The 16506-nt window shown below is 42.4% G+C and carries 18 protein-coding genes; 2 read left to right on the top strand and 16 right to left on the bottom strand.

What is annotated here, in order from left to right; all coding sequences use genetic code 11:
* Window positions 1-107: 107 nt before the first annotated feature.
* The 5 genes from HNQ46_RS02820 to HNQ46_RS02800 form a co-directional block, all read right to left on the bottom strand.
* Entirely contained in the window at window positions 108-659 is a 552-nt protein-coding gene (locus tag HNQ46_RS02820) for a signal peptidase II (protein WP_183682735.1), read from the bottom strand.
* A 44-nt stretch (window positions 660-703) separates the two neighbouring features.
* Window positions 704-1768 (bottom strand): MocR-like pyridoxine biosynthesis transcription factor PdxR, encoded by a 1065-nt coding sequence (gene pdxR, locus HNQ46_RS02815; RefSeq protein WP_330604505.1) that lies wholly within the window; start codon window positions 1766-1768, stop codon window positions 704-706.
* A 69-nt stretch (window positions 1769-1837) separates the two neighbouring features.
* Window positions 1838-3013, bottom strand: a complete 1176-nt coding sequence (gene mutY, locus HNQ46_RS02810; protein ID WP_007156955.1) for an A/G-specific adenine glycosylase — start codon at window positions 3011-3013, stop codon at window positions 1838-1840.
* A gap of 13 nt (window positions 3014-3026) precedes the next feature.
* The gene (locus HNQ46_RS02805; protein ID WP_183682732.1) at window positions 3027-3587 is read right to left on the bottom strand and encodes a manganese efflux pump MntP; all 561 of its coding nucleotides are present in this window, start codon (window positions 3585-3587) and stop codon (window positions 3027-3029) included.
* Window positions 3588-4060: 473 nt separating this feature from the next.
* Window positions 4061-4489, bottom strand: a complete 429-nt coding sequence (locus HNQ46_RS02800) for a PPC domain-containing DNA-binding protein (protein ID WP_183682729.1) — start codon at window positions 4487-4489, stop codon at window positions 4061-4063.
* Window positions 4490-4974: 485 nt separating this feature from the next.
* On the opposite strand from HNQ46_RS02800, the gene HNQ46_RS02795 reads away from it, so the two are divergent.
* Window positions 4975-7137, top strand: coding sequence for a Tex family protein (locus HNQ46_RS02795; protein ID WP_183682726.1), 2163 nt, complete (start codon window positions 4975-4977; stop codon window positions 7135-7137).
* A 43-nt stretch (window positions 7138-7180) separates the two neighbouring features.
* On the opposite strand, the gene HNQ46_RS02790 is transcribed toward HNQ46_RS02795, so the two are convergent.
* From HNQ46_RS02790 to HNQ46_RS02765, 6 genes are all read right to left on the bottom strand, one after another.
* Entirely contained in the window at window positions 7181-7459 is a 279-nt protein-coding gene (locus tag HNQ46_RS02790) for a type II toxin-antitoxin system YafQ family toxin (protein WP_183682723.1), read from the bottom strand.
* Entirely contained in the window at window positions 7459-7746 is a 288-nt protein-coding gene (locus HNQ46_RS02785) for a type II toxin-antitoxin system RelB/DinJ family antitoxin (RefSeq protein ID WP_183682718.1), read from the bottom strand. The genes HNQ46_RS02790 and HNQ46_RS02785 overlap by 1 nt, the downstream gene beginning before the upstream one ends.
* A 211-nt stretch (window positions 7747-7957) precedes the next feature.
* Window positions 7958-9694 carry a ribosomal protection-like ABC-F family protein gene (gene abc-f, locus HNQ46_RS02780; RefSeq protein ID WP_183682715.1) on the bottom strand — a complete coding sequence of 579 codons (1737 nt, stop codon included), beginning with the start codon at window positions 9692-9694 and terminating at the stop codon, window positions 7958-7960.
* A 127-nt stretch (window positions 9695-9821) separates the two neighbouring features.
* A complete protein-coding gene (locus HNQ46_RS02775; protein WP_007156962.1) occupies window positions 9822-10823 on the bottom strand; it encodes a nucleotidyl transferase AbiEii/AbiGii toxin family protein in 1002 nt (333 codons plus the stop codon).
* Window positions 10824-10825: 2 nt separating this feature from the next.
* The gene (locus HNQ46_RS02770) at window positions 10826-11425 is read right to left on the bottom strand and encodes a DUF6088 family protein (protein WP_183682712.1); all 600 of its coding nucleotides are present in this window, start codon (window positions 11423-11425) and stop codon (window positions 10826-10828) included.
* A 256-nt stretch (window positions 11426-11681) separates the two neighbouring features.
* On the bottom strand, window positions 11682-11861 hold the full coding sequence (locus HNQ46_RS02765) for a hypothetical protein (protein WP_007156964.1): 180 nt from the start codon (window positions 11859-11861) through the stop codon (window positions 11682-11684).
* Window positions 11862-12124: 263 nt separating this feature from the next.
* On the opposite strand from HNQ46_RS02765, the gene HNQ46_RS02760 reads away from it, so the two are divergent.
* Window positions 12125-12295 (top strand): DUF362 domain-containing protein, encoded by a 171-nt coding sequence (locus HNQ46_RS02760; RefSeq protein ID WP_007156965.1) that lies wholly within the window; start codon window positions 12125-12127, stop codon window positions 12293-12295.
* Between the two features lie 214 nt (window positions 12296-12509).
* On the opposite strand, the gene HNQ46_RS02755 is transcribed toward HNQ46_RS02760, so the two are convergent.
* From HNQ46_RS02755 to HNQ46_RS02735, 5 genes are all read right to left on the bottom strand, one after another.
* Entirely contained in the window at window positions 12510-12746 is a 237-nt protein-coding gene (locus tag HNQ46_RS02755) for a hypothetical protein (RefSeq protein WP_183682709.1), read from the bottom strand.
* 308 nt (window positions 12747-13054) lie between these two features.
* Window positions 13055-13801, bottom strand: a complete 747-nt coding sequence (locus HNQ46_RS02750; protein ID WP_183682706.1) for an enhanced serine sensitivity protein SseB C-terminal domain-containing protein — start codon at window positions 13799-13801, stop codon at window positions 13055-13057.
* A gap of 195 nt (window positions 13802-13996) precedes the next feature.
* On the bottom strand, window positions 13997-14467 hold the full coding sequence (locus HNQ46_RS02745) for a hypothetical protein (RefSeq protein ID WP_183682703.1): 471 nt from the start codon (window positions 14465-14467) through the stop codon (window positions 13997-13999).
* 10 nt (window positions 14468-14477) lie between these two features.
* On the bottom strand, window positions 14478-15656 hold the full coding sequence (locus HNQ46_RS02740; RefSeq protein ID WP_183682700.1) for a cobalamin-independent methionine synthase II family protein: 1179 nt from the start codon (window positions 15654-15656) through the stop codon (window positions 14478-14480).
* Entirely contained in the window at window positions 15653-16474 is an 822-nt protein-coding gene (locus HNQ46_RS02735; protein ID WP_183682697.1) for a phosphate/phosphite/phosphonate ABC transporter substrate-binding protein, read from the bottom strand. The genes HNQ46_RS02740 and HNQ46_RS02735 overlap by 4 nt, the downstream gene beginning before the upstream one ends.
* Between the last annotated feature and the right edge of the window lie 32 nt (window positions 16475-16506).

Raw genomic sequence — 16506 nt, 5'->3', positions numbered from 1 at the left:
CTATTATTTTTAAAAAAGAAATTTATTCCACTATTATTTATGCTTTTCTTTTCGTACAATTTGTTTTTATATTTTTAAATAAATAGTCTTTGCCAAAAAATCTCTTCTTATTTATTCTTCAGTAAATCAATAATCACACCTATCCCGTAGAGCATTCCTCCCAAGTAAATGGCAATATCCCCTATGTTAATGATGGCGTTTTTCAAAAAGGGAACACGGACATTGATATAGTCTGTCACCTTTCCTTTAATCAGGCGGTCATAGGTATTGGAGGAGGCCCCGCCGATTACCATGGCGGTACCCCATTTTTGCAAAAAGAAACCGTCCCCCAGAAGAATGCTCATATAGGGCAAGGCAAAAATCAGGAAGAGGGTAGCAAGCAAGGACAAGGTCTTTACCAGCTTCGGATATTTCTCCAGTCTTCCCATGGAAAATCCCGGATTATGGGCTCTTCGTATCTGCACAAGACCTTTTGATCCGGGTAAATCTCTGGGAAAGTTTTCTTTTGGCTCCTCGTCTATGGCATGTTTAAAAAGCTGGTCAAGGGCAAAAATGCCTGCCGCAAAAAAGATTAAATAACGCATTTCCTTACTGAGATACCAAATCCATTCGATATGATACTGCTTAAATATCCGTAATAAAACTCCGTGTTTTCCCATTTTTTCACCCTAAATCCTTTTTATAATATTTACCTTCTTACTCTCTATACCTTCGTCATTCTTCTGCTTCTTCTTACCCTGTTGATATGCCGTTCAAACTCCCCGCTTTCCAAAAGCTCCGTAAGAATACACTGCTCCAATACCGGCACGGAGCAGGAATAAAAGGCAATTTTCTCCAGATTTTCTTTCAAATTCTTCTTCGGCAACAAAAGATAGGCCATACGAAAGGCCGGACCGATGGTTTTGGAAAAGCTGTTCATGTAAAAGACATTTTCCCCGGCTTCCATGGAAAAGAGACAATCCTCCGGCTTTCCCAAAGGAGAAAATTCGGAATCATAATCATCCTCAATGATGACCGCCCCGTTTCTATGGGCAAAATCCAGATACTCCCGCCTTTTGGACGCATCCGCCGTGATGCCTGTAGGATAGCTGTGGAAGGGAGTCACATGAAGCACCTTGGTCTTTGCCTTTTGCAGAGCGGCGCTTTCAATGCCGTTCTTTCCCATGGGAAGGAGCTCCAGCTGTATGCCATGGCTTTCATAAATCCTTTGCATCTTATCATAGGATGGGGATTCCACTGCAAAGCGCTTTTCTTCTCCCAGAATTTGTGCGAGGAGAGCATAGAGATTCTCTGCACCGGCGCCCAGAATCATTTGCTCTTCCTCCACAAAGATTCCCCGTCCTCTTCGCAAATATTCCTTCAATGCCCTTCTTAAAAAAAACTTCCCCTGCATTTCGGAGGCTTCCAAAATCTCCTCCTGATACTTGCTCATGGCTCTCCGCACCGCTTTGGCAATGGTGGGATAGGACATTTGCTCCCGGGAAACAGCCGTTTTCCTCTTGAAAAAATCGATAAAACCGGCTTTCTCTTCCTTATCGGTAACAGGAAAGACATCTCCCTCCTGGTAGGAAACAAAGTAACCGCTTCGTTCCTTCCCCTCAATATACCCTTCCTCCTCCAAAAGTGCCAGCGCATGTTCCACTGTAATCAGGGAAATGCCCCGTTCCTCGGAAAGATAGCGCTTGGAGGGAAGGCGTTCCGAGAAGCCGTAGCGGCCTTCCACAATATCCTGCCGCATTTCCCGGTAAAGCTCCATGTACTTTTTCACCCTTCCCTCCTTTCTTTGGCTGTAAGCTCCTAAATCACTTTTTCGTAGCTGAATTTTACTCTGCCAAATTTATAAAAACTGCTTATAGTAGGCAAATGCAGAGGGAATACTGAGTTCTCCGTGGATTTCTTCCTTACTATAGAAACGATAGCCCTGCTTTTCCCAAGTCTTCTTAGCTTTACCGCTCTCCTCCGGGAGAAAACGTTCTCTTAAAATGACGGCCTTTTCTTCTTTCTGTCTTTCCTCTTGCCGTCCTTCCTCCTGAAAGTCTCCGCAATAAACCTCATAGCCTATCATTTCCCACTCCTTGTGGGTGAAAATGTGTTTTGCCTCACCTAAAGCTTTGATTCGCAAGGAACGTAAGCCTAAGTTTTCCACCGCTTCCAAGGCTTCCTTTTCCGAACAATGCCCTTCCAACTTATAAAACTCGTAAAGCCCTGCCAAAAGGCCTTTATTTTCCCGTTTCTTCAGCATAAGCTCCTCCCGATGTCGTATCAGGAAAATGCTGTACTGCTCCACTTTTCTTTTCTTTTTCTCCGGAAGCTTGGGGTAGTCCATAGGATTCCCCGCCTTGGCACTGCTGCAAAACGCTTTCAAAGGACAGGTCTTACAGCCAATCTCCCCCTTGGGAAGGCAGACTCCGGAGCCAAGATCCATTAAAGCCTGGTTAAAATCCCCCGGGTCAATGCCCTGCATTTTCTCCTGAAAATACGAAAAAGCAAGCTTCTTTCCCTCCGGCTCCAATACCACCTTGGGATAGCTTGTTAAACGAGCAAAAATCCGAAGCAGATTTCCATCCAGTGCCGGAATTTCTTCCTTATAAACAATGGAGGCAATGGCTGCGGCGGTATACTCTCCGATGCCGGGAAGCTTCTTTAATTCCTGAAAAGTTTTCGGCATTTCTCCGGCGTATTCCGTCATAATTGTCTTCGCCGCCTTTTGCAGATTTCTTGCCCGGGAATAATAGCCCAGTCCCTCCCAGAGCTTTAAAACCTTCTCCTCCTCCGCATTTGCAAGATCCGCAATTTCCGGAAGTGCCGATAAAAAGCGGGAATAATAGCCCTTCACCGCCTCCACTCTGGTCTGCTGCAACATAATTTCGGACAGCCAGGTGTGATAAGGTCCCGGATCTTCTCGCCAAGGAAGAATCCTCCTATTTTCGTTATACCAGGAAAGAAGCGCTTTCGCAAAGGGATCCTCCCCTCCGCTAAACTGTCTTTTCTCTTTCATCTTCGCTTCTTCCATTTATTAAACCTCTTTAAAAGAAAAATATTTCCAATCCAATCAAAATCAATATAACGCCACCTAGGATTTCCGCCTTATTGGAAAGAATCGTTCCGCATTTTTTCCCGATACCGATGGCAAAGTAGCAAAGGATGAGGGTTTCCCCTCCGATAATCAAAGAAGCCAGAACCGCCTCCATCAAAGTAAAATGGGCGATGGTAAAGCCCAGAGAGAGAGCATCGATAGAGGTGGCGATTCCCTGAAGCAGTAAATCCCTTTTTGTCAGAATAGATTCCGCCTCTTCCTCCTTCTTTTGTATTCCGGCAATCAGCATTTTCCCGCCGATATAAAGCAGGAGTCCTAGAGAAATCCAGGGAATCAGACTTTCCAATTTATGAAAATACTGCAACAAACAATGTACCATAATCCACCCCAAAAGGGGCATCAAAAACTGGAAAAAGCCGTATACTCCTGCAATAGACCACCGTTTCTTTTCCTGCATTCCTTTTTCCGCAAGACCGTTTGCCATGGAAACTGTAACCGCATCCATAGCCAAACCTGCTCCCAATAAAAAACTATTGATAATAAACTTCATAACGCTCCTGACTTTTGATTTCTGATTCTAAGCCCAAGTCGAATCCTGTTTATCGATTCTTCTACACTACTCCTACACAAGGAGAACTCCCGCACTTCAGCGCTAACACGCAGGAAAAATGAGATTCCCCGCGATACATTAGCGGTACTCGCTAAAAAACAAAAAGGTATAACGATTGCTCGCTATACCTTAAAAATCCTATAACAGACTCCATGTATAGCTTGCGTTATACATGAGTCTCGCATTTTAAAACAAGCCAGGCTTCCCGCCAGTATGTTGACTTGTTGCGCTTTCGCGTATGCTACTCCCTCACTGCTCTTAAGGAGTTTCCCATAAAAGCACGAGGTTAGTCAATTCTAACAGCATTTCAGACTGTTTTTCTTCCGATACAGTAAATCGAGTCCTGGCGTGGCGAGACATTTTCCGAAACTTTATCCACGAGCTATTCTGTCCGAATGCCAAGCCGGAACAGTTTATTCAAAGGCAAAAACATTCAGTCCTGTCTGTCCCTTTAAATCTTCCTGTCTTCCCACCTTGCCGGGCAGGGTATGCAGGAAGATTTCTCCCGTTCCGGAGATTCTGCATTTTTTCAAATGTCCTCCGATGCCACGAAGCTCTTCGTCACAGGCATTGGCATGGATGTGCAAATAGGGCTTTCCGTCCTTTTCCGTAACAGAGCCAAGGAGGGAAGTAATCTCCATTTCCCCGGTAAACTCCTTGGGATAGTATTTCTTCTCGTGCACATTATAAAGTCCCACTTCCATACAATCGGAAGCACCGATACCGGAAATACTTGCTAAGGCAATGCCTTCCTTCTCACAAAGGCTTGTCAGGCATTCCATCACTTCCTCTCCCCTGTCTAAACGTACCACATAATCCTCTCCGATTTTACGAAACTCCATAGAATCTCCTTTCTCTTCGCTCAAACTCAACTTGTCTTTGCGCGTAACTCTGTAAATAGTTTTCCAATCCAGTATATCACTGTGATTAGTTTTCCTTACAGTATAACACTGTGATTAGTTTTCTTTTACAGTATAACGCTCTGAACAGTTTTCTTTTACAGTATAACGCTGTGCACGGTTTTCTTTTACAGTATAACGCTGTGAACAGTTTTTTTCTATCGTACACAGGAAAAAGCCCGTAATATCGTTTACCTTGGAAAACACTTGTTTCTTCGGAAAAATCTCGGCGATTCCAGGCTTCTTCGGGAAAATCTCGGCGATTCTCTTTCGGAAAAAACAAAGCTATTGTATACTTAGGCAGACTTTTTGAAGCAGTTTTGGAAACATAAAAAAGCTATTTCTTCCTTAATAAAAGAAATGCGTTTTTCAAGTTTATGACAGCATCCTACAAGGAAGAAATCAAAAAAAGGAGAAGAGCAAAAAAAATGGATATTATTCAGAAAATCAGCGAGGATTTGTCCTTAAAGAAAAAACAGGTAGAGGCAGCGGTACAGCTTTTGGATGAAGGAAACACCGTCCCCTTTATTGCCCGCTATCGTAAGGAGCTGACCTCCGGTTTAAATGATGAAGAGCTTCGAAATCTGGAGGAAAAACTGCAATATCTTCGGAAGCTGGAGGAGCGAAGAGAAAGTATTCTCCATAGTATTTTGGAGCAGGGAAAGTTAACAGAGGAATTGAAAAAGGAAATCCTGGCCGCAGATACCGCCGTTCGTCTGGAGGATCTGTACCTTCCCTATAAGCCCAAGCGGAGAACCAGAGGCATGATTGCCAGAGAAAAGGGGCTGGAAGAACTGGCTAAGGCTCTTCTTCTCCCCTGTGCTAATCCGGAAGCCGAGGCGGAAAAGTATATTTCTTCGGAAAAAGAAGTGCTGACTGCTACCGATGCCTTAAACTACGCCAAGGATATTTTGGCGGAGGACTTCTCCGAGGATGCCCGCTTAAGAGAATGGATTCGAAGCAAGAGCCTGAAGGAGGGCTTCATTTGCTCCTCTCTAAAGGAAAAGGAGGAAACGCCGGAAAGTAAGACCTATGAAAATTACTTCTCCTACGAGGAAAAAGTGCAATCCATTCCGGGACACCGTATTTTGGCCTTGAATCGTGGGGAAAAGGAAAAAATTCTCAGCGTAAAGCTCCGTTTTCCTGAAGAAGAAATCCTTCATTATATAGAGGAGCAGATGCAAGTCAGTAAGAAAGGAAAATGCAGACCTTATCTGGAGGAAACCATTGCCGACTCCTACAAGCGTCTGATTGCCCCCTCTATTGAGACGGAAATCCGAAGCATTTTGACAGAAAAGGCGGAGGACGGAGCCATCCTAGTCTTCTCCGATAACTTAAAGCAGCTTTTGATGCAGGCACCCATTACCGGAAAGGTAGTTTTAGGCTGGGATCCGGGCTTTCGTACCGGCTGTAAAATTGCCGTGGTGGATGCCACCGGAAAGGTACTGGATACCACCGTCATTTACCCCACTCCCCCTAAAAATCAGGTGAAGGAGTCTATGGCAAAAATCCACCAGCTGATTCAAAAGCACCATGTGGATATTATCGCTTTGGGGAATGGAACCGCCTCCAGAGAATCGGAAAAGGTGATTTCCGACTATTTAAAGGAGCAAAAGAGCCCTGTGAAATATGTGATTGTCAATGAAGCAGGGGCCTCTGTCTATTCTGCCAGCAAGCTTGCCACAGAAGAATTCCCCAATTTTGATGTGGGAGAAAGAAGCTCCACCTCCATGGCAAGGCGTTTGCAAGACCCCTTGGCGGAGCTTGTGAAGATCGATCCCAAGTCCATCGGTGTGGGACAATATCAGCATGACATGAACCAAAGTAAGCTTACAGAGCAGTTAAACAAGGTGGTGGAGGACTGTGTAAATAAGGTAGGGGTAGACTTAAACACCGCCTCCGCCTCTCTCCTATCCTACATTTCCGGAATCAGCAAGACTATTGCCAAAAATATTGTGGCTTTCCGAGAAGAAAACGGTGCCTTCAAGTCTCGAAAAGAGCTTTTAAAGGTGGCCAAGTTAGGACCCAAGGCCTTTGAGCAAAGTGCCGGATTCCTCAGAATCCGTGGGGGAAAAGAGCTTTTGGATATGACCTCCGTACATCCCGAGTCCTACAGCGTAGCGAAGGAAATGCTGGCATTAGCAGGGATTGCGGAAAATGAACTCCTCTTCGGAAAAGGCAAGGAAATGGGAAAAATCCTTTCTTCTCTCCCCGGTGGATTAAAGGGCGTAGAGCAGAAACTTTCCGTAGGAGAATATACCTTAAAGGATATTATTGAAGCTTTGGCAAAGCCGGGAAGAGACCCAAGAGAAGATGTTCCCGCCCCCATTCTTCGAGAAGATGTGCTGGAACTGGAAGATTTAAAAGAAGGCATGGTTCTACAGGGAACCGTAAGAAATGTCATTGACTTCGGTGCCTTTGTGGATATCGGGGTGCATCAGGACGGCCTTGTGCATATTTCCGCCCTGTCCAAGAAATTTGTGAAGCATCCTTTGGATGTGGTTAAGCTTGGGGATATAGTGAAGGTGAAGGTCTTGTCTGTGGATGTGGCCAGGAAGAAGATTTCCTTAAGTATGAAGGATGTAGAGTAAGGGGGAATAATATAAAAGGTACATCTGCTAAAACAGATGTACCCTATCTCCCAAACAAATCGGAGTGCGTTCCCGTCCTTGAAGCTGTGAGGATCAGCTGTGATTTATTTACTGCATAAATAAGCAGCCAATCCGGCAGGATATGACATTCTCGAAACCCGATATAATTTCCGGTTAAAGCATGGTCGTGATAACGCTGATCCAAGGTTTTTTCTTCTAAAAGAGCATTTAGTACCGTTTCAAGCAAAGATAGATCATAGCCTCGTTTTTTTGCAAGTTTCAAATCCTTGCGAAAGACACCTGTGGTTACAAGCTCTAACATTATTCACCGTCCGTTTCCAGCTTATCCAATAATTCGTGTACCGAGGCATAACGCTTGGCGGGAATTTTTCCTGCCATAATGAGCTTTGCTTCCTCCATCGCCATTTCCGTTTCCAAGTTGAAACGAGGCTGTTTCATTTCAAAAGGAAGTCCTCCCTCCATCAGTGATTTATGAAGAAAAATATTGATGGCATCGGTTACGGTAATTCCAAAGCTTGAAAATAACTGTTCTGCACTCGCTTTTGTTTCCGGATCAATACGGACATTGATATTCGCCGTTTTTGCCATGGTTTTCACCTCCCTGCTTTCTTATAGGGATAATATCACTTTGTGCAAGCAAATACAATACAATGTGAAACTTCTTCATACTCTCGCAAAAACGAATAGCATGAAGTTTTTCGCTTAGTATCCGCTACGTGGCGAGGCTAGCGAAAGCGTACCCTACCCCCATTTCAGACCTATATTGCTTAGAAAATATTTTGATTTTACAGCCCTTTTTTTATCCCTCTTCCAGCTCTTCCAATGCCAAGGAGCTTTCTTCCCAGATGGCATATTGCTCCTGTAGGGAAGCTTCTGCGGCTTCCTGCTCTTTATGGAGCTCCATCAACCTGCCTGCATCACTTCCCACCTCTTCCATGGCAGTAGAAAGTTCCGTGATTTTTTCTTCCAAGCGGGCAATTTCTTCCTCTGCCTTTTTCAGGCTGGTCTCCCATTTTCTTTTCTTTGCGGCAAATTCCTTTTGCGAAGCCCAATCCTGCTTGGCAGCCTCTTTCTCCTGCGCCTTCTTTATTTCCTCAGGGTCTACCCAAGTGTTTTGCATTGTATCCTTTTGAAGGCTGTCACCGTAGCTTCTGACGTCTTCCTTCTTTTCCAGATAATAGTCGTAATTTCCGATATAATTATCAAAACGATTGGAAAAAAGCTCCATGATTCTTGTGGCTGTTTGGTTGATAAAATATCGGTCATGGGAAACATATAAAACCGTTCCCTCATAGTTACGGATAGCTTCTTCCAGAACTTCTTTTCCCTGAATATCCAAGTGGTTGGTAGGCTCGTCCAAAATCAGGAAGTTGGCATCGGAAAGCATAAGCTTTGCCAAGCTCACTCTACCCCTTTCTCCACCGGAAAGGTCCCCCACTTTTTTATATACATCATCTCCTGTAAATAGAAAGGCCGCCAGTACATTACGAACCCGGGTGTTGTTCATATCAGGATAAGTGTCCTGAATTTCATCAAACAGGGTTTTTTCCATATGAAGAACGGCATGCTCCTGATCATAGTAGGCAATCTTCACTTTGGATCCCAGACGAAACTCCCCTTCATCCGCCTGAATCAGGCCATTTAAAATCTTTAAAAGCGTAGTCTTTCCGGTACCGTTATCTCCGATTACTGCTACATGCTCTCCTCTTTGAATGGAAAAAGTCCCATGGGAGAACAGCCTTTTCCCATCAAAACTTTTTCCTAGATCTTTCGCAATCAAGACGTCATTTCCGGAGGCTTCCCTTGGCATAAACAAAAGTCGCATCTCATTCTGCAAATCCTCCGGTTGCTCCAGTCGCTCCACCTTGGACAGAAGCTTTTCTCGAGACTCTGCCCTCTTAATGCTTTTTTCCCTGTTGAACTGCTTTAGCTTTTCGATAACCGCTTCCTGATGTTTGATTTCCGCCTGTTGATTCTCGTAGGCCTTTCTTTCCGCCTCCCGAATCATTTTCTTCTTTTCCGCATAGGCGGTGTAATTTCCCAGATACATTCGGGCCTTTCCCCGTTCCAGGTCAATTACTTTCGTTACGATTTTATCTAAAAAGTATCGGTCATGGGACACCAAAAGAACAGCCCCGTCATATCGTTTTAGGACCTTTTCCAGCCACTGAATAGAGCCGATATCCAAGTGGTTGGTAGGCTCGTCCAAAATCAAGAGGTCGGGCTTCTCCATAAGGATTTCTTCCAATCTTTTCTTGGTCTTCTGCCCTCCGGAAAGAGACTCGTATTCTTCGTCCTCCTGCTCCATATCCGCATGCTGCTGCGCAAGGTAAGCCATCTTTTTATCTTTGGAAAATGCAATCCCCCCCTCATCTGCCTCCTCAATTCCCAGAATACAGCGGAGTAACGTAGTCTTTCCGGAACCATTGATTCCCACAATGGCTGCCTTTTCCTTTTCCTCAAGATGAAAAGATACTTCCTTTAAAACTGATTGTCCTACATAGGACTTACTTAGATTAGAGATATTTAAAATCATAGGCTTTAGTATACTGGATTCCCTAACTTTCGGCTATGGTTTTTTCCTCCTGTTTTCAATAAAAAAGAGCGAAAGATTTTACTCTCCCTCCACGCTTTGCACCAAATATTATATTATTTTTGGTGCATTATTTAATTTCGTGAATTTCTTTTTCCAGTTCAAGCACTGAATTCATTAGTTCTTCAAAACTCGGATACTCGCCAAAGAACATCTCAGTCATATTTTTATAATCTTCTTTAATATCCCTTAGGCGATACTCATCAGGCATAAGTCTGATTGTTTCGGTTGTAGCTTCTTCATATTTTGCCCATTTTCTCGGATAAAATTTCTGTTTAAACTGAACAACTTTTTCAAGGAGCTCATGGCTCTTAAAAGCTCTGTCTTTATACCTCGAATTTGCAATACAAACTAAATCATAATAGTGTCTTGCATATCTTTTCGGTATTGCAAGCTCTTCAGGTCTGTTTGCTTCATGATGAAGGATAGTCGCTTTCTCCCAGAATGTTCTTTCAGGAAGAACGGTTCTTACTTCTATGAAATCTCCCTCAAAGAGCATAGGATATATTTTTTGTATATCAGGCACAATATGAACTGCTTCCGATGGTGTCCATGCTGCCAGTGTTCCAATCTCAAGTCTTACTACTTGTGTTACATACGAAGACTTAAATACTTTCGGATATTCAAACAATACTGTCTGCAGATCGCTTTCATCTATTCTTATATGAAATTCCTCATTAAGCATATCTCTAAAATCACTTTCTAACTGAGGAAGAAATTCAATTTTTAGAAAGTCTTCTGTCTTGTGATTGGAGTCTTTATTAAATTTATCTTGATTTGTGTTGGAGCGTTCTTGCCACGGTTCATCAAAGCTATACCCGATTACTCTCCAATCTAGTATTAAGTCAATATCTTCAGAAAATCTGTGAATTAAATTAAAGCACTTTGAAAGGCTTGTGCCACCCTTAAAAGTAAAAGCCTCTTTCCACTTACACTTTGAGAAGAGATAATTCAAAACAAAGCATACCCAATAATCTTTTTCAAGAATTACCTCATTTACACCTATTTTCAAGGAAGCATTTTTGATAACTTGCTCCAATTCATTTTTTGACATCTTTTTGTATTCAAACATTTCTACACCTTTGAAATTTTCTTAATAACGCCGTATACCCAGGCACTTGTGGTTTTACTATCCGCAAGTAGTTCCGATTTTTCTTTTTCGGATAATTTTTCTCGTAGATAATCAATCTGCTTTGAAGTGATTTTATCTTTTCCGATTGCCTTAATAGATTGTATAACCATTGCAGTAAGTGTTGACATTTTGGAAACATCTCCATTATTTCTACGCTTAAATTCGATTGTTGCATTACCGAAACTGAAACTGACATATCTTCCGTCTGAGATGTATGTCCACTTTGCCGGGACTTGCGTAGACAAGCCTAATAAATTTAAAGCCGTATTGCCCGATGGAGCAATCGTCCAATTATATTTTCTGGCAATTGCATTCGCAACTTCATTCACGGAAGGTGCTTCATACTCTCCAATCAGTTCTATATATTTCGGCTTATAGTAGATGCCTTTCATAATACGGATAATCTCTTCATCTTGTACTAGACGATTTAATGTACTGCGAACTGTTTCATATCCTGCAATATCAAAAAAATCATTGGCGATGAAAACCTGATTGGAGTCAAAATTTTCTATCCTACTTAATATTTTTTGCTTATAATTCACTTGATATGCCACCTCCTTTGCACCAAATATTATATAATATTTGGTGCAAATAATCAATGGTAGTAAATCTCCTTGGTATGTTCTAAAAATGGCTGCTTTTGCATGTTTTCACCTCTATTAATTTGCTACACAATGTGTCGCATTTTATATATCTTGCGAAAGGATTCTCAAATGTACTAAAACTTCTTCTTTGTCCTTACCATGTCTTTTTATTACTCAGTTTCAACAATTCTCATCACATCATCTCTGCCAAGGACTATGCAACCCCGATCCACCCATATCCCTGAACTGCCATATCCACAAAATGGTTCATAAGCAGATATACCTTAGAATCAAAGGATGCTTTGTCATAGCTTTCAGGCAGATCATCATTCAGAGATAGCTCCAATCCAACAAGAACGAGGAAACGAATAGCAGAGTCTATCACTCTCTCCAAGAAATACAGATTCTCTTTTCAGCTTTATAGAATATTATCTAAATCTCCTTACTATATTTTTTAAAACATACGAATAAAAAGAAGCGAGATAGATATTAAGAACATTGCAAAGTAGTACAGGTACTTTCCGCTGGTTTTTATTTTGAACAAGGGAATTCTGAGAAATTCTTGTCAATATTCCGCAAATGCTTTAGAATATAGAGGACTTTACTGGGAGGTGAAGTTACACTTAGTCTATTTATCATTAAAAAGGAGGAACCATTATGGCACACGTAGTTAGTGATGAGTGCGTAAGCTGTGGAGCATGTGCAGCAGTATGTCCAGTAGAGGCAATTTCTGAGGGCCCAACAAAGTATGTTGTAGATCCAGATACTTGCATCGATTGCGGCGCTTGCGAAGAGCCATGCCCAACCGGAGCAATCGCAGCTGAATAATCAAGATGTCTTGCGTATCGCAGGGCAGTCATTATGAATAAGAGTTCAAAAAAAGTTGCTCCTTCGAGCAACTTTTTTCTTTTATCAAAGACCTTCCAAGAGCTTTTTCGCTTTAAAAAATCTCTATATACATTTCGATATTTCTCATGCTTACTTATTTAAAGCAAAGTATCACGCATTATTCAAAGGCTAAGCTTATATCTGCTCCCTCTATCTAGGCACTTTCATGGAGCCTACGAGCAATAATCTTTCCCATCTTCTTATAGAACTGTACTTTTTTCTTTCTTCTCTTCTTTTCTTCCTCAATCTGCCATAAAAAGAACAGAGAAGCTACAACGGCAAAATACGCCATCCATCTTACCTGAGGAAGGATAGACAGCATTCCCACCAGACCGAATCCCAGCATACAAGCAACAAATATCTCAAAGGTTTTTAACGTAATCTTCATCATTTTCTCCTCCTCGCTTCCTTTCGGATTAGCTTTTCCATATTATAAAACAGTACATTTGTTTTGTAAATAGATATTCTCGAATAAATGTTTGTTTTTATTTTTGTTCTATTTTATTCGTTTTATCTAATACCGCTTTATGCTAACAAAAAAAGAGTCCGAAAAAACGGACTCCTGATTGGCTTTTCTTCTATTTCTGATGTTTATTCTGTTTTGTCTGATAACCCTATATTACATAATACTTATATTCAAGAATACTTTTATATCTGCTTCTCCTCTATCTTCTATCATATATAGGATCTTTTCCCGGCTTATAGCACGAAGGGTCTTCTGTAGAAAGGCATTCTATCCTTTACAGCGTCTTCCGCCTTCTTATTCTGATAAGACATTACCGCCAGAGGCGTATTTCCGCCAAAATCTCTTCCCAATACGGAAATGTTGGAGAAGCTTGGCTGAATACTGCCTACATGACTAACGATGCAAACATTAAACTCCTTATCATTTTGACGAGCTCCCACCAAGTATGCAGCCATAACATTCTGGTCATCCCGCATATACTCTGCCAGAGCCTCTTCCAATTCCTTGGTGTCTCCCACCGGGTCGGAAAACTCAATAGCATCGGAAACCTGCACCGGATCCTGTCCCATCAAATGCGCTTGATTCTGATGGAAGCAATTTACGATAAACTGACGCCACAGGATAAAGTTTTCGGTATTCATATTAATTACAAAGCCGGAGATTCGGGGATCCCCCAAAGCCATGGAAGCTACCTGGTGGAAGCTTAAAACAGCATGGGTTTCCAGACCTTTGGTCCAATGCTTTGCCTTCTCTTGTGAAGTAAACAAAACATAAAAATGATTGTGGTCCTTATCCTCTACCACGGCAAAGGCAGGCTTTCTTTCCTGACCTTCTCCCACTGTACGCATGGGCACATAAAATTCTGTATGATGATTCAACGCATCCATCAGACGGTCTTCCCACTGCTGATTAGGCTCAGCCTGTAAACCGTGTATCGCCATTAGCAGGCGGGCATTCTTCTTTTCTCTATAATCACTCATGGAAATAGACCTCCCTTTCCTTTGCCATTTTAACATAGAGGCCTAAACTGCACAAGTTTTGTAAAAAATCCTAATACCCGGATTATGACAAAAACACATTACTCTTACCATGACAAAAATCACATTACTCTGACCATAGCAAAAATTGCATTACTCGGATTGTGTCAAAAATCGTAACACTACAATGGAATTTCTTTAAAGAGAACTATGGTAACGAAGCTCTATCTCCATTGCCGGAAGGATTGTTTGATACAAAATATTCTTTTTCAAGGCTTTCTTACACCGTTCTATCGCCTCTTCCTCTTCCAAAAAGCTATAGAAATACAGGTCAATGGTGATTTTAGAGATTCTGGGTGTTTCCTCGTAGCCCTTTACCCCTAAGTAGGATAGAGGGTGGTCTAAAACCGCCCTCGCCTTTGCTTCCACATCCTCCAGAGGATTCCCGTCCTTCTTCATAAAACTGCAAATGCCATGAAGAATTCCGGAAAGCAATCCGGCACAGAAAAGATTCACGGAGGTATCGGTATCTTTTTTGCTGTCAAATTCCATTTCCTTAGAAGAATCTATACAATGATTTTGCATATAGACCTGAACCTGACCATCCTGCCTTACAATCCCTCGATAGCGTAAGTCTTGATGATACATTTCATATTCATGGCTCTCCACAAGCTTCCTCCTAATACCTTTTCCGTAAAAATTCCTGAGCTTTGTGCAACTCCTTTAATTTAGCCTCAATACAGGGAAATTCATTGACAGGACGATTGGCAAATGTAGCAAAGCCGCAGTCCGGATTCAACCATACTCTTTCCTTTGGCAAATATTGCAAAGCCTCTTTTGCCCGTTGTACTATACTTTCCCCGGATTCTACCAAATCAATTCTCGGATTTATCACACCTAATCCCAAAATACAATTCTCCCTAATTACTTCATTTTCCAAAAGAGAGGATAAGTCTCCTGCCCTCTTGGTGGAGTATTCCAGAGCCAGAACCGAAGGAAGTACCTTGGCAAACAGAGGAACCAACGGCGTGTAGGAGCCGGTTAAAAGGATTCCCTCGTTCTTACTCCAGTTGCCCCTGCAAACATGAAGAACGCTACAAAGCTCCTTTTCCTTCATAAAATCTACCACTTCCTTCAATAAAGAAGTGGCAAACTCCAACTCCTCTGTAGGGTCTTTCTTCTCCGACAAGGCGGCACACATAAAGGATCTGGTTTTTCCCTTGCTAAAGACTACCTCCGTAAGTACCGGCTCATCCAACTGAATGACCGATACCCCCATTTGCCTAAGCTCTTCAATCTCTTCTTTTAAAAGAGCCACTACATCTTTCCCCAACTCTTCTTTGCTGTCATAAGCCTTAGAAGAAAGAGCCGGAAGCCACATGGAACGGGTCATCAGGTAAGGGCCGGGAAGAGTCGCCTTAATCTCTTTATCCGAAAACTGTCGGATTCTAAGGATTTCTTCCTTTAAAAGGCTTTCCTTTCTTTTGATTTTCCCGGTGCAAATGGCATTTTTGATACTGACTGCGGGTACATCCAGGGTATCCAGAATTTCTTCAAAGCCCTGCTTATCTTCCATGTAGGGTAGCATATCCGCCATGCTCATCATGGTAGCACCTTCCAACTTTTCCGCCACAAAAGAAACATAGTTGTCCCGGCTTAACTCTCCCCCGGTAAGAATATCTATTCCGTTTCTTTCCTGCAAACGAATCACTTCTTCCGTTTCTCTAAGAAGCATGGCCTCATAGTCCTCCCGGGAAAGCTGTCCGTTTTGCAGGCGACGTTTTCCGGAAAGCAAGTCCTTCGTTCTGGGCATACTGCCTATAAGGGAGCTGGTAAAGGGGAGAAAATGCTTACTCATGCATTCTCCTTCTCAAAAAAATGCAGGTATTCATTAGCCTTCTTAATCTGCTCAAAATTCTTGGTTCTTCCCGGCACCCAAGCCTTCAATCCTTCCATGTCCATCATTTCCTTATGAGCAGGATTCTTATAATCCATCTTATGCAGAACCTCTGTAAAATGAGCAAAGGCTTCCTTGGAAAAATCCGCTCTTCCGGTAAAAATGCAATGGTCAAAGAAATCTGTCTCGGACAAAATCTGTACCTGCGCTTCATCCAGGGTTCCATCTAAAATCCAAGCCTTGTAGTTTAAATCCAGCATCCAGCTTCCGTCTACTTCACCGGATAGCATGGACTTTGCCGCATCCAACTCTCCTCCTACATGATCTCCATGAAGGCCAAGTCCGATATCAAAACGCTTTTCCGTATAGTCCTTTTCAAACTCCAATCCATTCTTATGCAAATGATATATGGGAATTAAACGCGCCTGAGGAGAGTCATAGGCACCAAATCCGATAGTCTTTCCCTTGATATCCGAAATAGTCTGATATCCCTTGTCCTTTCTTACCACAAGATAACTCTTGCGATCCTGGTCCGTATCACGCATGGAGCCGTTTAAGCATTCTCCCTTAGTCCGTAAATAACTGTCCAGCCAAGCCAGAGGAGAGTTCCAGGCAATATCGATTTCCCCGCTCATCAGTCCGTCCACCTGACTCTTATAATCCTTATAAAAAACCGGCTCAATCGGACAATTTTCCTTCTCGAAAAACTCCTGAATGATTCCCCAAATAACGGTTACCTTTGGCGCGTAAATAACTGCCCCTAACTTTATCTTTTCCATTTTATCCTCTTTTCTTTATATCATCCCGCAAA

Source organism: Oribacterium sinus, assembly GCF_014202695.1.
GTDB lineage: Bacteria > Bacillota > Clostridia > Lachnospirales > Lachnospiraceae > Oribacterium > Oribacterium sinus.
The sequence above is the reverse complement of the archived record's forward strand: the minus strand, read 5'-3'. Positions and strand labels throughout refer to the sequence as shown.